The organism is Bradyrhizobium zhengyangense (genome assembly GCF_022012555.1).
Taxonomy (GTDB): Bacteria; Pseudomonadota; Alphaproteobacteria; order Rhizobiales; family Xanthobacteraceae; genus Bradyrhizobium; species Bradyrhizobium zhengyangense.
Window position 1 is genome coordinate 439,624 of record NZ_JAKLTZ010000002.1, and the last position, 15,363, is coordinate 454,986.

12 protein-coding genes are annotated in these 15,363 nt (G+C 64.0%); 7 read left to right on the plus strand and 5 right to left on the minus strand.

Translation table 11 applies throughout. The features are described 5' to 3' along the window. The first annotated feature begins 90 nt into the window (after window positions 1-90). The 7 genes from L6639_RS07360 to L6639_RS07390 all read left to right on the plus strand — a co-directional run bounded on the left by L6639_RS07360 (window position 91) and on the right by L6639_RS07390 (window position 8,642). Window positions 91-1,245, plus strand: a complete 1,155-nt coding sequence (locus tag L6639_RS07360; RefSeq protein WP_237860272.1) for an iron-containing alcohol dehydrogenase — start codon at window positions 91-93, stop codon at window positions 1,243-1,245. Window positions 1,246-1,264: 19 nt separating this feature from the next. Next, window positions 1,265-2,815, plus strand: a complete 1,551-nt coding sequence (locus L6639_RS07365) for an AMP-binding protein (RefSeq protein WP_237860274.1) — start codon at window positions 1,265-1,267, stop codon at window positions 2,813-2,815. A 345-nt stretch (window positions 2,816-3,160) separates the two neighbouring features. Beyond that, on the plus strand, window positions 3,161-4,759 hold the full coding sequence (locus tag L6639_RS07370; protein ID WP_237860275.1) for an ABC transporter substrate-binding protein: 1,599 nt from the start codon (window positions 3,161-3,163) through the stop codon (window positions 4,757-4,759). Window positions 4,760-4,801: 42 nt separating this feature from the next. Beyond that, complete coding sequence (locus tag L6639_RS07375) at window positions 4,802-5,749, plus strand: ABC transporter permease (RefSeq protein WP_237860278.1); 948 nt, start codon at window positions 4,802-4,804, stop codon at window positions 5,747-5,749. 9 nt (window positions 5,750-5,758) lie between these two features. Then, window positions 5,759-6,652: an ABC transporter permease gene (locus tag L6639_RS07380; RefSeq protein ID WP_237860281.1), complete on the plus strand. Its 894-nt coding sequence runs from the start codon at window positions 5,759-5,761 to the stop codon at window positions 6,650-6,652. Beyond that, on the plus strand, window positions 6,652-7,659 hold the full coding sequence (locus L6639_RS07385) for an ABC transporter ATP-binding protein (protein ID WP_237860284.1): 1,008 nt from the start codon (window positions 6,652-6,654) through the stop codon (window positions 7,657-7,659). The genes L6639_RS07380 and L6639_RS07385 overlap by 1 nt, the downstream gene beginning before the upstream one ends. After that, window positions 7,656-8,642: an ABC transporter ATP-binding protein gene (locus tag L6639_RS07390; RefSeq protein ID WP_237860287.1), complete on the plus strand. Its 987-nt coding sequence runs from the start codon at window positions 7,656-7,658 to the stop codon at window positions 8,640-8,642. The genes L6639_RS07385 and L6639_RS07390 overlap by 4 nt, the downstream gene beginning before the upstream one ends. Here the strand turns inward: L6639_RS07390 and L6639_RS07395 are convergent. The 5 genes from L6639_RS07395 to L6639_RS07415 form a co-directional block, all read right to left on the minus strand. After that, window positions 8,614-9,417 (minus strand): hypothetical protein, encoded by an 804-nt coding sequence (locus L6639_RS07395; RefSeq protein ID WP_237860289.1) that lies wholly within the window; start codon window positions 9,415-9,417, stop codon window positions 8,614-8,616. The two genes, L6639_RS07390 and L6639_RS07395, sit on opposite strands and share 29 nt — an antisense overlap. Window positions 9,418-9,649: 232 nt before the next feature. After that, the gene (locus L6639_RS07400) at window positions 9,650-11,626 is read right to left on the minus strand and encodes an acetyl/propionyl/methylcrotonyl-CoA carboxylase subunit alpha (protein WP_237860292.1); all 1,977 of its coding nucleotides are present in this window, start codon (window positions 11,624-11,626) and stop codon (window positions 9,650-9,652) included. Continuing rightward, complete coding sequence (locus L6639_RS07405; protein WP_237860294.1) at window positions 11,623-13,239, minus strand: acyl-CoA carboxylase subunit beta; 1,617 nt, start codon at window positions 13,237-13,239, stop codon at window positions 11,623-11,625. Before L6639_RS07405 ends, L6639_RS07400 begins: the two co-directional genes overlap by 4 nt. A 114-nt stretch (window positions 13,240-13,353) precedes the next feature. Continuing rightward, on the minus strand, window positions 13,354-14,220 hold the full coding sequence (locus tag L6639_RS07410; protein WP_237860296.1) for a beta-keto acid cleavage family enzyme: 867 nt from the start codon (window positions 14,218-14,220) through the stop codon (window positions 13,354-13,356). A 198-nt stretch (window positions 14,221-14,418) separates the two neighbouring features. Next, window positions 14,419-15,222, minus strand: coding sequence for an AraC family transcriptional regulator (locus tag L6639_RS07415; RefSeq protein ID WP_237860298.1), 804 nt, complete (start codon window positions 15,220-15,222; stop codon window positions 14,419-14,421). Window positions 15,223-15,363: the final 141 nt, after the last annotated feature.

Sequence of the window (15,363 nt, forward strand, 5' to 3'; positions counted from 1 at the left end):
AAGCGCCAGCGTCTTCGCACATGACTGAGGCGGCCGGCTTGGCTAGACTACCCCTTACAAAACAAGACGAATTGTCCGGGGAGGACAGGCGTGCATCAGGGACGTGTCGTTTATGGTGCGATCGAGGAGGTCGTGTTTGGCCATCCGGCGGCGGAGGCCATCGTCGCGCAGATGGACCGGCTGGGAACCCGCCGCGCCTTCCTGATGGTCTCGGGGACGCTGAACCGAGAGACCGACGAAATCACTGAGATCGTAAAGGCGCTCGGTGCGCGCTGCGCCGGGCTGTTCGATGCGATGCCGGCGCACACGCCGCGCGAGGCGGTGGTCGCGGCCACCAATGCCGCGCGCGCGGTCGACGCTGACCTGATCGTCACCGTGGGCGGCGGCTCGATCACCGACGGCGCCAAGGCGGTGCAGCTTTGCCTTGCCAATGGCATCGACGATATCGCCGGCATCGACCGCATCCGTGTGCACAAGGGCATCGCGCCCGAGATGACCGCACCGACCGTGCGGCAGATCAGCGTGCCGACCACGATTGCAGGCGGCGAGTTTTCATCGATCGCCGGCGTGACCGACCGCATCACGCATGTGAAGCAGATGCTGCGGCATCCGCTGGCGGTGCCGCGCGCAACCATCCTCGACCCTGCCATCACCGTGCACACGCCGGAATGGCTGTTTCTCTCCACCGGCATCCGCGCCATCGATCACTGCGTCGAGGCGATCTGCTCGCACGAGACGCATCCCTATGCCGACGCACAGTCGGTGAAGGGCCTTGCCATGCTCGCCGACGCGCTGCCGCGGGTGAAGGCCGACCCCCGAGATCTGGACGCGCGGATGGACGCGCAGATCGGCACCTGGCTGTCGATGGGCGCGCTCGCGGCCGGTGTGCCGATGGGCGCGAGCCACGGCATCGGCTATGTCTTGGGCGCGGCCTTCGACGTGCCCCACGGCCACACCTCCTGCGTCATGCTGCCGGCGGTGATGCGCTGGAATGCGAGCGCCAATGCCGAGCAGCAGATGATCGTCGCCGCCGCGATGGGCTTCCCCGGCCATAACGCCGCCGACGTGCTCGATGCCTTCATCCGCTCGCTGGGCATGCCGCGTCGCCTTGCCGATGTCCGCGTCTCGCCGGAGCATTTCGACGTCATCGCCGAACAGGCCATGCGCACGAACTGGATCCCGCGCAATCCGCGCAAGATCGAGAGCCCGGCGCAGATTCGCGAAATCCTCGATCTCGCCGCATGATCTTCAAGCCGGAGGACTGATGTACCCAGGTCTGCATGCCCGCCTGCGCCCGCTGCAACCCGCCTTCATCATGGCGGCGACCGGCGAGGCGGTCACCTATCGCGAACTCGATGCGCGCAGCAATCGCCTGGCGCATCTGTTTCGTAAGCATGGCCTGAAGCGGCTCGATCACTACTCGATCTTCATGGAGAACAACTCCCGGTATCTCGAAGCCTGCGCCGCGGGCGAGCGGTCCGGCCTGTACTACACCTGCATCAACTCCTTCCTGACGCCGGGCGAACTCGCTTATCTCCTCGTCAACAGCCAGTCGAAGATCCTGATCACATCAGTGGCGAAGCTCGACATCGCGCGCGAGGCGATCCAGGCTTGCCCCGACGTCAAGCTCTGCATCGTCGCCGACGGCCCCGGCGAGAGCGATCGCATTGTGGGCCTTGCCGACGTCAACGCGGATCTGCCGAAGACGCCGATCGCGGATGAATGGCTCGGCACTGCGATGCTGTATTCCTCCGGCACGACGGGACGCCCAAAAGGAATCTTGCGGCCACTCCCGGAGGAGCCTCCAAAGCACAATCTGCCGCTGTTCGATTTCCTCACCAAGCTCTGGCACTACCGCGAGGGCATGGTCTATCTGTCGCCGGCGCCGCTCTACCACTCCGCGCCGCAGGCCGCCGTGAATCTCACGATCCGCATGGGCGGCACCGTGATCATCATGGAGCATTTCGACCCTGAACGTTACCTCCAGCTGGTGCAACAATGGGGCATCACCCACACCCAGCTGGTGCCGACGATGTTCTCGCGGATGCTGAAGCTGCCGGAAGAGGTGCGCAAGCGCTACGATCTATCCTCGCTCGAGATCGCGATCCATGCCGCCGCGCCCTGCCCCGCATTGGTGAAGGACGACATCATCAAATGGTGGGGCCCGATCATCCACGAATATTACGGCGCCACCGAAGGCCTCGGCTTTACCGCCTGCAACAGCGAGGAATGGCTTAGCCATCGCGGCACCGTCGGCAAGGTGCTGCTCGGCGATCTCCATATTCTCGACGAGAACATGCAGCCGTGCCCGACCGGCACGCCCGGCCAGGTCTGGTTCAAGACGGGCTCGCCGTTCGAATATTTCAACGACCCGGAGAAGACGAAGGAGGCGCGCTCGGCCGACGGCAGCATGAGCACGGTCGGCGACGTCGGCTATGTCGACGAGGACCGGTTCCTCTATCTCACCGACCGCGCCACCTTCATGATCATCTCCGGCGGCGTGAACATCTATCCACAGGAATGCGAGAATTTGCTGATCACCCATCCGAAGGTCGCGGATGCCGCAGTGTTCGGCGTGCCCAATGCCGATCTCGGCGAGGAGGTGAAGGCCGTGGTGCAGCCGATGCCGGGCGTAATGCCCGGCGAGGCGCTCGCCGAAGAGCTGATCGCCTTTTGCGCAAAATCGCTGTCGCGGCAGAAAGTGCCGCGCTCGGTGGATTTCGAGAAGGAATTGCCGCGGCTGCCGACGGGAAAACTGTACAAGCGTCTGCTGAGGGACCGGTACTGGGGCAACAAGACGTCAAGGATCGTGTGAGGCCCCGATGTCGTCCCGGCGAAAGCCAGGACCCATACCCGTGATATGTCGATTTGCAGAAGGTAGCAGTACCAAACGACCAATCTTCGCCAAACATCTCCCTGGGGTAGCGGGTCCTGGCTTTCCGGCGGAGTTTGTTGATGCGACCTCCAACATCTGCACGGGAACCGTGCGTTCGCACCTGCACTCTCACAATGTGAGAGAATCACCCCGCGGCTTTTCGTCATCCGAATTACCAAGACAGTACGAGCCCTTGCCGGTTGCCTCCCTCCACACGGCTCGGCTATCGTCCGGTCAAACAGGCCAAAAGCGGCCCAAGAGACTAATGTCCAGGGAGGACCGAGGATGCGGAGCGTGTGGGCGCTCGCCGCGACGGCGGCGTTGTCTTTGCTGGCGTTTTCGACCACGACATTCGCCGGCGAGCCCAAGCAGGGCGGAATCCTGCGGATGTATCACCGCGACAGCCCGGCGAATGCGTCGATCCTCGAGGGCGCGACCTATTCGGTCAACGTGCCCTTCATGGGCGTGTTCAACAATCTCGTCATCTACGATCAGCACATTGCGCAGAACAGTCCTGATACACTCAGGCCTGAGCTGGCCGAGAGCTGGTCCTGGAGCAGTGACAACAAGAAACTGACGTTCAAGCTCCGCCAGGGCGTCAAATGGCATGACGGCAAGCCGTTCACGTCGGCCGACGTCAAATGCACATTCGATCTGCTCATGGGCAAGTCGCAGCAGAAGCTTCGGCAGAATCCGCGCAAGGCCTGGTACAGCGAGGTCGACGACGTCACGCCAAACGGCGACTTCGAGATCTCCTTCAACCTGAAGCGGCCGCAGCCCTCGCTGCTGGCGATGCTCGCCTCCGGCTATACGCCGATCTATCCCTGCCATGTCTCGCCGGCGGACATGCGCACCCATCCGATCGGGACCGGGCCGTACAAATTCGTCGAGTTCAAGGCCAATGAATCGATCAAGCTGACGCGGAATCCGGACTACTGGAAGAAGGGCCTGCCCTATCTCGACGGCATCGAATACACGATCATCCCGAACCGCTCGACGGCGATTCTCGCCTTCGTCGCCGGCAAGTTCGACATGACTTTCCCGACGCATATCACCATCCCGCTGCTCAAGGACATCAAGTCGCAGGCGCCGAACGCGGTCTGCGTCGTCGAGCCGACCAACGTCTCGACCAACATCATCGTCAATTCGAGCTCGGCGCCGTTCGACAACATCGATATCCGCCGCGCGATGTCGCTGGCACTCGATCGGAAGGCCTTCGTCGATATCCTGTTCGAGGGTCAGGCCGACGTCGGCGGCACCATGCTGCCGCCGCCGCAAGGCATCTGGGGCATGCCCAAGGACAAGCTCCAGACCATTCCGGGTTACGGTCCGGACGTGAACGCGAACCGCGAGGAAGCGAAGAAGCTGATGCAGAGGGCCGGTTACGGCCCCGACAAGCATCTCGCCGTAAAGGTTTCGACACGCAATCTCGCGGAATATCGCGATCCTGCGGTGATCCTGATCGACCAGCTCAAGAGCATCTATATCGACGGCGAACTCGATGTCGTCGAGACTGCGAACTGGTTCCCGAAGGTCGCGCGCAAGGACTACATGCTCGGCCTCAATTTGACCGGCAATTCCGTCGACGATCCGGACCAGTCCTTCTACGAGAACTATTCCTGCGGTTCGGAGCGGAACTACACCAATTACTGCAACAAGGAGATCGAGAAGCTGTTCGACGTGCAGTCGCAGGAGATCGACACGAACAAGCGCAAGCAACTGGTCTGGGACATCGACAAGAAGCTGCAGGAGGACGTCGCCCGCCCGATCATCTTCCACGCACGGGCCGGCACCTGCTGGCAGCCTTACGTCAAGGGGATCACGATCATGTCGAACAGCTCCTATAACGGATTTCGCTACGAGGACGTTTGGCTCGACAAATAGTGCGACAGGCTGAAGACTAGCGGCTCGACAGGAGAGCACGGGATGTTTGCCTATCTGGTGCGGCGCCTGTTGCTGATGCTCGTGACCCTGTTTGGGATCTCGATCGTCATCTTCTTCCTGTTGCGCATCGTTCCCGGCAACATCGTCGACATCCTGTTCGCCGCGGCCGGCTATGTCGATCCCGCCGACAAGGTCGATCTCGAGAAGCAGCTCGGCATCGACCAGCCGCTGGTGGTGCAATATCTGCACTGGATCGGCGGCTTGCTGCATGGCGATCTCGGTTACTCCTATGTCTCGGAGAAGCCGGCGCTGCAGGAGATCCTGCCGCGAATCCCGATCACCGCGCGGCTCGCCGGCCTCGCATTGCTGTTCTCGGCTTCGATCGGCATTCCGCTCGGCGTCATCAGCGCGGTCAAGCAGGGCTCACGGATCGACTACGCCTTGCGCGTGGTGAGCCTGAGCGGATTGTCGCTGCCCTCGTTCTGGCTTGGCCTGCTGGTTCTGACCGCGTCTGTCGCCATGTTTGGGCAGATGCCGATCTTCAATCCCAATCCGCAGAGTCTTGGCGAGGCATTCGCAACCTATTGTATCCCTGCGATGGTGGTCGGTTTCCGCAGTTCAGCGCTGACCATGCGGATCACGCGATCCTCGATGCTTGAGGTGCTGCGGCAGGACTATATCCGCACCGCCCGCGCCAAGGGTGCCTCCGACGCCGCGGTGAACTATCACCATGCGCTGAAGAACGCGATTCTGCCGGTCATCACCGTGATCGGCATCGAGGCGGCGTTCCTGATCGGCGGCCTCATTGTCACCGAGACCGTGTTCAATATCCCGGGCGTCGCCCGCTTCCTGGTCGAGGCGATCCGCTGGCGCGATTATCCGATCGTGCAGAACCTCGTGATGCTGATTGCCGTCGTGGTGGTGAGCGCGAATTTCATCGTCGACATGCTGTACGCGGTGTTCGACCCACGCATCCGGTACACGGATTAGGAGATCAGCTTGGCCGCGATCGACTTCGACGTTGAACTGAGGCGGGCCGGCGCCCATGCGACCGGCGGCTGGCGGCGCGTGCTGTTCCTGGCGCAGCGGCACGTGCTGGGCGCGGCCGGACTGACCATCATGGCGGTGTTCGTGCTCACCGCGATCTTTGCCGATTTCATCGCGCGTTACGATCCCCTGACGGTCGATGCCGCGCACGCGCTGGCGCGCCCGAGTCTTGCCCACTGGATGGGCACGGATTCCTTCGGCCGCGATGTCTTCAGCCGCATCATCCACGGCGCGCGGATCTCGCTCGCGGTCGGGATCGGCTCGACCGCGCTCGGCGGCACGATCGGCGTGATCGTCGGGCTGACCTCCGGCTATCTCTCTGGCTGGGTCGATCTCATCTTCCAGCGCGTCTCAGACATCTTGCAGGCGCTACCGCTGCTGGTGCTGGCCCTGATCATGACGGCCGCCCTCGGCCCGTCGCTGCCGAATGTCATTCTCGCGATTGCCATTCCGCTGATCCCGACCGTGTCGCGCGTCACCCGCGCCAACACGCTGGCGCTGCGCGAGCAGCCATTCGTGGAAGCCGCGAAATCGATCGGCATGAGCGAGGTGCGCATCGCGCTGCGCCACGTGCTGCCGAACACGCTGGCACCGTTGATCGTGCTCGCCACCGCTCAGCTCGGCTCGACGATCCTCACCGAGGCCTCGCTCTCCTTCCTCGGCCTCGGTATCCCCGAGCCTTATCCGTCATGGGGCCGCATGCTCTCGGAGTCCGCCGCCGAATATGTCCGCACCGCACCGTGGCTGGTGATCTTCCCGGGCATCGCCATCAGCCTCGCCGTATTCGGTGCAAACCTGTTCGGCGACGCCCTGCGCGACATCCTCGATCCCCGGCAGCGCGGCTGATGGCTGATACCTCCGATCTCGTGCTTGACGTGAAGAACCTGAAGACCGTGTTCTTCACCAATTCTGGCCTCTTCAAAGCCGTCGACGATGTCTCCTTCACCGTGAAGCGCGGTGAGACGCTGGCCATCGTCGGCGAATCCGGCTGCGGCAAGAGCGTCACCGCGCTGTCCCTGATGCGGCTGGTGTCCGATCCGCCCGGTCGTATCGTTGGTGGCTCGATCATGCTCGAAGGCACCGATCTGCTGGCGCTGGACGAAGCGGCGATGCGCAAGATCCGCGGCAATCGCATCTCCATGATCTTCCAGGAGCCGATGACATCGCTCAATCCTGTCATCCGCATCGGCGATCAGATCGTCGAAGCTGTGCGGCTGCATCGGAACTTGTCGACCAAGGAGGCGCGTAACATTGCGGTCGAGATGCTGCACCTGGTGCGCATCCCCGAGCCGGCGCGGCGCGCGCGCGAATATCCGCATCAACTCTCCGGCGGCATGCGTCAGCGCGCGATGATCGCGATGGCGCTGGCATGCCGGCCGGCGTTGCTGATCGCGGACGAGCCGACCACCGCGCTCGACGTCACCATCCAGGCGCAAATCCTGGCCCTGATCCTCGATCTGCAGAAAGAGCTTGGTACCGGTCTCGTGCTGATCACGCACGATCTCGGCGTCGTCGCGCAAACCGCGCAGCGCGTGATCGTGATGTATGCGGGACGGAAAGTCGAGGAAGCCAGTGTCGAGGCGCTGTTCGCTGCGCCGAAGCATCCCTACACGCGCGGGCTGATGGCCTCGATCCCGGCTGTGCCGGCGTCCGGCGCCGCGGCGCAGGAGCGACTGAACGAAATTCCGGGGACCGTGCCCTCGCTGGTGCGGCTACCCGCAGGCTGCGCTTTCGCGCCACGCTGCAAGCTCGCGGTGAAGCGCTGCGAAGCCGAATATCCGCCGCTGGCCGATTGGGGCGGCGGCCACCTCGCCGCCTGCTGGCGCGCAGCTGACGTGGCGGAGGTGGCATGAGCGAGGTTCTACTCGAGGTCACCGACCTCAAGAAATATTATCCGGTGCGCGCCGGCGTGCTGCGCCGGCAGGTCGGCACCGTGCATTCGGTCGACGGCGTCTCGTTCTCCGTTGGTGCGGGCGAGACGCTCGGCCTTGTCGGCGAATCCGGCTGTGGCAAGTCGACGGTGGCGCGCAGCGTGCTTCGGCTGATCGAGCCGACGTCAGGCCAGATCCGGCTCGACGGCGAAGACATTACCCATCTGTCCAAGACGGCGCTGCGGCCGCATCGCCGCGCCATGCAGATCGTATTCCAGGATCCGTTCGCCTCGCTCAATCCGCGCATGACCGCGGGCGATATCGTCGGCGAGCCGATTGCGGTCCACGGGCTCGCGACCGGCCAGGCACTAGAGGCGCGCGTTGCAAAGCTGTTCGAGCAGGTCGGCCTTCGGCCCGACCAGATGCGCAACTTCCCGCATCAATTCTCCGGCGGTCAGCGCCAGCGCATCTGCATCGCGCGCGCGCTGGCGCTGGGGCCGCGCCTGATCGTCTGCGACGAGCCGGTGTCAGCGCTCGACGTATCGATCCAGGCGCAGGTGATCAATCTCTTGATCGACCTGCAGAAGCAGCACGGCTTCTCCTATCTCTTCATCGCCCACGATCTCGCCGTAGTCGCCCATATCAGCCATCGCGTCGCGGTGATGTATCTCGGCCGCATCGTCGAGATCGCCGACAAGGATGAGCTGTTCCGTAACCCCCGCCATCCTTACACGCAGGCGCTGCTCGCCTCGGTGCCGATCGCCAATCCGTTGGCGAAGAAGCTCGCGCCGCTGGTGGACGGCGACGTGCCTAGTCCCGTCAATCCGCCGCCCGGCTGCGCGTTTCACACCCGCTGCCGGTTTGCGATGGAGCGTTGCAAGACGGAGCGTCCGGTGCTGATGGAGGCGGGTGATGGGCACCAGGTGGCGTGCTTGCTCAATGACGGGACAGGCCGAAGCCAGTAGGCCGCAACGCCCGGATCACCGGCCAGGCCGCCAACGCAGCAGCCAGATGCTTGAGCGTGTGACCCGAGACAAGGTGCCCGGTCGCTTCGAATATGGTCACATCGCCCAGCTCGAAAAGCTTGGCCAGGACATAGAAGACAATCACGCCGCCGAGCGGCACGCCGATCGCGCCGGGCCGCGGCCGCGTCAACGCCAGTCCCACAGCCAGCGCCATGCCGCCGTACTGCACGACCACCCATGGCGTGAGGTTCTCGCGCGCGACCCAGGCCGCGGGCAGGCCGGCAACCATCATCAGCACCAGCACGGCCTCGCCTGCGCGCACGCCGATGCGCTCGCTGGCCGCAATGCCGAGAAAGCCAGCGAACGCCACCGCCATGCCGAGACGATCGGCCACGAGCCGTTGCGGCATGTCGGGGTCGAGGTGATAGAAGCCCGAACCCACGCATGTGAGGATCAGTCCCACGAAGAACCAGCTTGCACCCACGGGGGCGTCATTGCTGCCGCGCAGCCGCTCCGTGCCCCAGACACCCATCGCGAGGAAGGCGAGATTACTCAGGACGTCGCCGGCGTTGGGCACACCCAGCCAGGCGCGCGTGTCGACGAAATGCGGGATGTGCCAGCCGGCGGCCGGCAGCGCGGGGGCGAGGAAAGCCGCAAGTCCGAGCACAGAGAGCGCCGCGAGCAGATATTTTTCGCGGACAGTCGGCAGGAGCCGACCAGGCATCGACAGCAGCGGGGCCTCGGTCGCTTGGGCTTGGTCACTTGGGCGCAGCATGCAGGCCTCCGAATTGAACATAGTTCAATACTACTAGACCAAAATTGAACATTGTTCAATAGGATTCGCGCGCGAACCTGATACGGCTTTATCTTATTGAGATTATTTACACTCTGATCGAGACGGAGGCGGTCCCGCAGGATGGGCAAAGCGACTTTCCGCCGTGCTCGAAGAGCGAAGCCGGCACGGCACTTTGCGCCTTTGCCCACCCAACGAGACTGCGTTCGCCGCGCTATGGTGCCCCGATCTCCGCAACGATCCGGCCCGTCGTCACCTGCTCGCCCTCGGCGACGTCGATCGCAGCGACGACACCGTCGATGCCGGCCTTATGGACGTGCTCCATCTTCATCGCTTCCAGCGTCAGCACCGGCTGACCTGATGTGACGCGATCGCCCGGCTTGACCAGCACGGCGACAACGCGGCCGTTCATGGCGGCGCGGACCTTGCCGTCGCCGCCGTTGCTTGCTGCAGCTTTGGGCGCAGCGAGCGTCAGATCATTCACCGAGACCGGGATGCCCCGATGCTGGACGTAAAATCGGTCGCCCTCACGCAGGAATTTTGCGCCGTCCATCACGCCATCATGACGGAAGCGGATCATTTCCGAATCGAGCTGCGCGATCTCGAATCTGTCCCGCCGTGCCCCCGTGGCGACGATGTAGTTGCCATCGCGCTCGCGGGTGACCTCGAGCTCATGCGCGTGACCGGCGATCTCGATCATCGCGGGCAGAGGAAACGTCGCCGATAGGCTGCGGCCAGCTCGCCATGCCGGCGCGCGCGGATTGGTGACGTAGAGCAACAGGCCGGCCAGCGCCGCATTGAATGCAGCGTCCGGACGCGGCGCCAGCAGCTCGTCGCGATGCGCACCGATGAAAGCCGTCGTCGCCTCGCCTTTGGCAAAGCCGGGATGACGCAGGCACGAGATCAGGAACGCCTGATTGGTCGTCACGCCAAGCGCCGTGAGCTGCTCCAGCCCGACGATCAGCCGCCCCCTTGCCTCCTCGCGCGTCGCACCATGGCTGACTAGCTTGGCAATCATGGAATCGTAGAACGGCGGGATCTCCGCCCCCGATTGCAGCGCATGCTCGACGCGGATGCCATCAGGCACCTGCCAGCGCGCCATACGGCCGGATTGCGGCATGAAATCCCGCGCGGCATCTTCCGAGCAAAGCCGCACCTCGATCGCGTGACCTGAGAATTTGATGTCCTGCTGCTTCACCGGCAAGGCTTCGCCGCGCGCGACACGCAATTGCAGCTCGACGAGATCGAGACCGGTGATCGCCTCGGTGACGGGATGCTCGACCTGGAGGCGCGTGTTCATCTCCATGAAATAGAATTCGCCGCTGGTATCGAGCAGAAATTCCAGCGTGCCGGCGCCCTCGTAGCGCAGCGCCTTGACGGCAGCGACCGCGACCTCGCCCATCTTCGCACGCAGCTCCGGTGTCACCGCTGGCGACGGCGCCTCCTCGATCAGCTTCTGGTGTCGCCGCTGCACCGAACAATCGCGTTCGCCGAGATGGATGGCGTTGCCATGGCTGTCGCCGAACACCTGGATCTCGATGTGCCGGGGATTTTGAATCGCGCGCTCGAGGATGACCGTGGGATCACCGAAAGCCGCCTTCGCTTCCGACCGCGCGCTACGCAGCGCATCCGGAAACGACGCTGCGTCGACGACAAGCCGCATGCCGCGACCGCCGCCGCCGGCGACGGCCTTGATCATCACGGGGAAGCCGATCTTTCTGGCCTCCGAAAGCATAACTTCGTCGCCCTGGTCGGCGCCTTGGTAGCCGGGCACGATTGGCACGCCGGCCTTTTTCATGATCTCCTTGGCGCCGGCCTTGTTGCCCATCGCCTCGATCGCCTGTGGCGACGGGCCGATGAAGATGAGACCGGCATCCCTGCAGGCTTGCGCAAAATCCTCGTTCTCGGCAAGGAAGCCGTAGCCGGGATGCACGGCATCCGCGCCGCTCGCTTTGGCAGCTTCGATGATCGCGGGGATGTTGAGGTAGGATTGCGCCGGCAAGGCCTCGCCGATCCGCACGGCCTGATCGGCCTGCTTGACGTGGAGCGCATCGCGATCCGCGTCCGAATACACCGCGACGACACCAAGACCGAGCTGCCGCGCGCTGCGCATGACGCGCAATGCGATCTCGCCACGATTGGCGATCAAGACCTTGAAGAACGGCCGGTGCTGCACTGATCCGTTCCTCATGGGCGGGCCACTGAAAACTGCATGCGCTGCGGCATGCGTGCATCGCCCTCGCGACAGATCGCGAGCACTTCGGACAGCACCGCGCGGGTGTCGCGCGGATCGATCACGCCGTCGTCGAGCACGCGGGCGCTGGTTGAGAATACGTCCATCTGGCCGTCGAACACGCCGACGATTTGCGCCTTCATGGCGTCAAGCTTTTCCTTCTCGACCGGCTTGCCACGTCGCGCGGCGGCGGCTTCCGTCACGATCGCCATGGTCTCGGCAGCCTGCTCGCCGCCCATCACCGCGGTCTTGGCGTTCGGCCAGGAGAAGCAGAAGCGCGGATGGAAACCGCGGCCGCACATGCCGTAATTGCCGGCACCGAACGAGGCGCCGCAATAGATGGTGATCTGCGGCACCGTCGCAGACGTCACCGCCTGGATCATCTTCGAGCCGTGCTTGATCATGCCGGCCTCTTCATAGGCCTTGCCGACCATATAGCCGGTGGTGTTGTTGAGATAGAGGATCGGCGTGCGGGTCTGGCAGCACGCCTGGATGAAATGCGTCGCCTTGTTGGCGCCGGCAGGATCGAGCGGGCCGTTGTTGGTGATGATGCCGATCGCCTGGCCCTCGATGCGAGCATGGCCGCAGACGGTGGCCGGGCCGTAATTCGGCGCCATCTCGGTGAAATCGGAATCATCGATGATGCGCGCGATCACCTGCTTCATGTCGACCGGACGCTTGTGGTCCATCGGCATGATGCCGAGCAGATCGTCCTGGTCGTAGCGCGGCGGCTTGAATTGTGCAGCCGCCCTGCCCGGCCGCTCCCATTCCAGCGCGGCCATGATCTCGCGCGCGATGCGCAATGCGTCGCGATCGTCCTCGGCGAGATAGTCGCCAAGACCGGAGATTTGCGTGTGCATCTCGGCGCCGCCGAGCTCTTCCTCGGTCGCGATCTCGCCGGTCGCGGCCTTCAGCAGCGGCGGCCCCGCAAGGAAGGCACGGGTGCGGCCGCGCACCATGACGATGTAATCGGACAAGCCGGTCTGGTAGGCGCCGCCGGCTGTGGACGAGCCGTGCGTCACGGTGACGACGGGCAGGCCGGCCGCCGAAAGGCGCGCGAGATTACGAAAGATGTTGCCGCCGCGGACAAAATCCTCGACGCGGTAGCGCAAGAGATTGGCGCCGGCGCTTTCGACCAGCTGGACGTAAGGCAGCTTGTTTTCCAGCGCGAGCTCCTGGACCCGCAGCGTCTTGTCGAGGCCGTAGGGCTGCAGCGCGCCGGCATCGATGCCGGAATCGCTGGCGCTGACCATGCAGCGGATACCCGAGACAAAGCCGATGCCGGCGATGACGCCACCGCCAGGCACGCTCTTGCTCGCGTCCGGCACGTCGAACATGTACCCGGCGAGCGTCGACAGCTCGATGAAGGGCGTGCCGGGATCGAGCACCAGCGCGACGCGCTCGCGCGGCAGCAGCTGGCCCCGCTTGTGGAACCGATCTTTCGCTCCGGCCGACGCTGCACGCGTACGCTCTTCCAGCGCCCGCATGCGGTCGATCAGGCCAAGCATGCCGTCGCGGTTGGCGTGGTAGCCGGCGTTGCCTGGGGAAATGGTATTTTCGAGAATGGACATGATTCTATCCTACCCGTCATTGCGAGGAGCGAAGCGACGAAGCAATCCAGGAATGTATCTGCGGAGGCAGTCTGGATTGCTTCGCTTCGCTCGCAGTGACGGCTGAGGCTACAATTACCTGCTCGTCCCAAAGATCTTCCGCGCTTCGGCCGGGCTCGCGATGTCGCGGCCGGCGCGGCGGGCGCAGGTGGCGATGGCTTCGATCAGCTGGCCGTTCGACGTGACCTTTTTGCCGTCGGCGAGATAGAAGGCGTCCTCCAGGCCGGTGCGCAAGTGGCCCCCGAGCTCGGCGCAGCGCTGGTGCAGCGGCCAGATTTCTTCGCGGCCGATGGCCGTGACCTGCCAGTGCGCCTCGGGGCGCTTCAGCTTGAGCAGGATCGGCAGCAGTTCGGGATCGGCAGGCATGCCGGAGGCGACGCCCATCACGAAGTTGTATTCGAGCGGCCCTTTGTACATGCCGACCTGGTGGTACATGCCAACGCAACGGACGATGCCGACGTCGAAACATTCGAACTCGGGGATGGTGCCGACCGCGTTCATGACGTCGAGATAGTCCTTCACCTTCTCGACCGCGTTGTCGAACATCATCGGCGGCCAGGCCCAGGTGTTGTCGGCCTTGACCTTCAGGTAATTCAGCGAACCTGCATTGCAGGCGGCGATCTCCGGCCTGGTCTCGCGAATGCAGTCGAGCGCGCCGGAATAGTTGGGCCCTGACACGCCGGAGGTGTGGTTGATGATGACGCCGGGGCAGGCCTCGCGGATCGCCTGCTGGATCTCCCTGCTGACGCTGACGTCCCAGGACGGCAGATGCCCCTTGTTCGGCGCCTGCTGGCGCAGATGGATGTGCATGATGGACGCGCCCGCATCGAACGCAGCCTTGGCCTCGCGCGCCATCTGCTCGGGCGTCACCGGCACATTGTGCTGCTTGGGGTCGGTGAGCACGCCGTTCAGGGCGCAGGTGATGACGGCCTTGTCGCTCATGCCACAGATGTCTCGTAACGTTGATTTCAACGCTGCGATCATGTGATGCGCGGCATGCGGCTTCTTGCGCGGAGAAGCTAGCTAAAGACGAGCTATCGTAGGGTGGACAAAGCGAAGCGTGCCCACGATCTTTGCCAAATTGCCGAGAGGTGGTGGGCACGGCGCAAGAGCGCCTTTGCCCACCCTACGACACCGGCGCTAGCTCGCCTCCGCGAGCTCCCGCACCGTCTCGGTGCTGCGATAGATCGCAAGATCCCGCGACCCGACGAAGATCGCGCGTGGCTTCAAGCCGTAGAAGCGGCGGATCGAGTGGCTGAAATGCGTGGAGTCGGGATAGCCGATGTCCTGCGCGAGGTGGGCGAGGTTGAGGTCCTGGTTGGCGAAGTGCAGCAGGTGCCGAGCGCGCTTCCAGGCGCGGAACGAGCGGAACGAGATGCCGGTCTCCTCCTTAAACAGATGCAGGAAGCGCGAGGCGGAGAGACCTGCTTCCGCCGCGCATGTATCTGCCGTCACCGGCTCGCCCGAAAAGCGCCCGATGCGGGCGACCGCACGCATGACCCGCGGGTCAAGCGCGCGGCGCGGCAGCGCTTCGCCAAAACACATCTCGTCGAATTCGGCGGTGGTGATGTCGTTATAGCGACGCTGGCGCAGCAGCGCGTAAGCAGCGAGGATCTTGCGGGCATAGATAGCCCTGTCCGGGCCGGTCAGGCGCTCGGCCAAGGCCTCGATCACGCCGTCGGGCATGCTTTCCGGTTCGAGAGTCACGCTGATTGCAGTGCGATAGTCGCTGGCGATGGAGTGCCGCTGGTTTGGTAGCGTGACGAACAGCTCAGCCGTGGCGAGCACATCGTCGATGGTCATATGCAGGCTGCCTTTCACCGCGACATAGACGTGGCAGCAACCTGGGGTTCGCTTGCGGGGCCTGCCGAGCAAGCCGGCGTAGAAGACCCGCTCCGGCGTGATCAGCATCAAATGGTCGGATTCGCGACCTTTATCTTCCATGGGGGTCCTCCTCGCGCGGCTCTATGGCCACTGCGGACGGAGTTCACCTTAGCGGAAATTTGGGCCCTGTCACGACGAGGTAGCGCTGTCATCGCGTGCAAAAGATTACCATTCCGGGACGACGATCAGTCGCACCCGGAA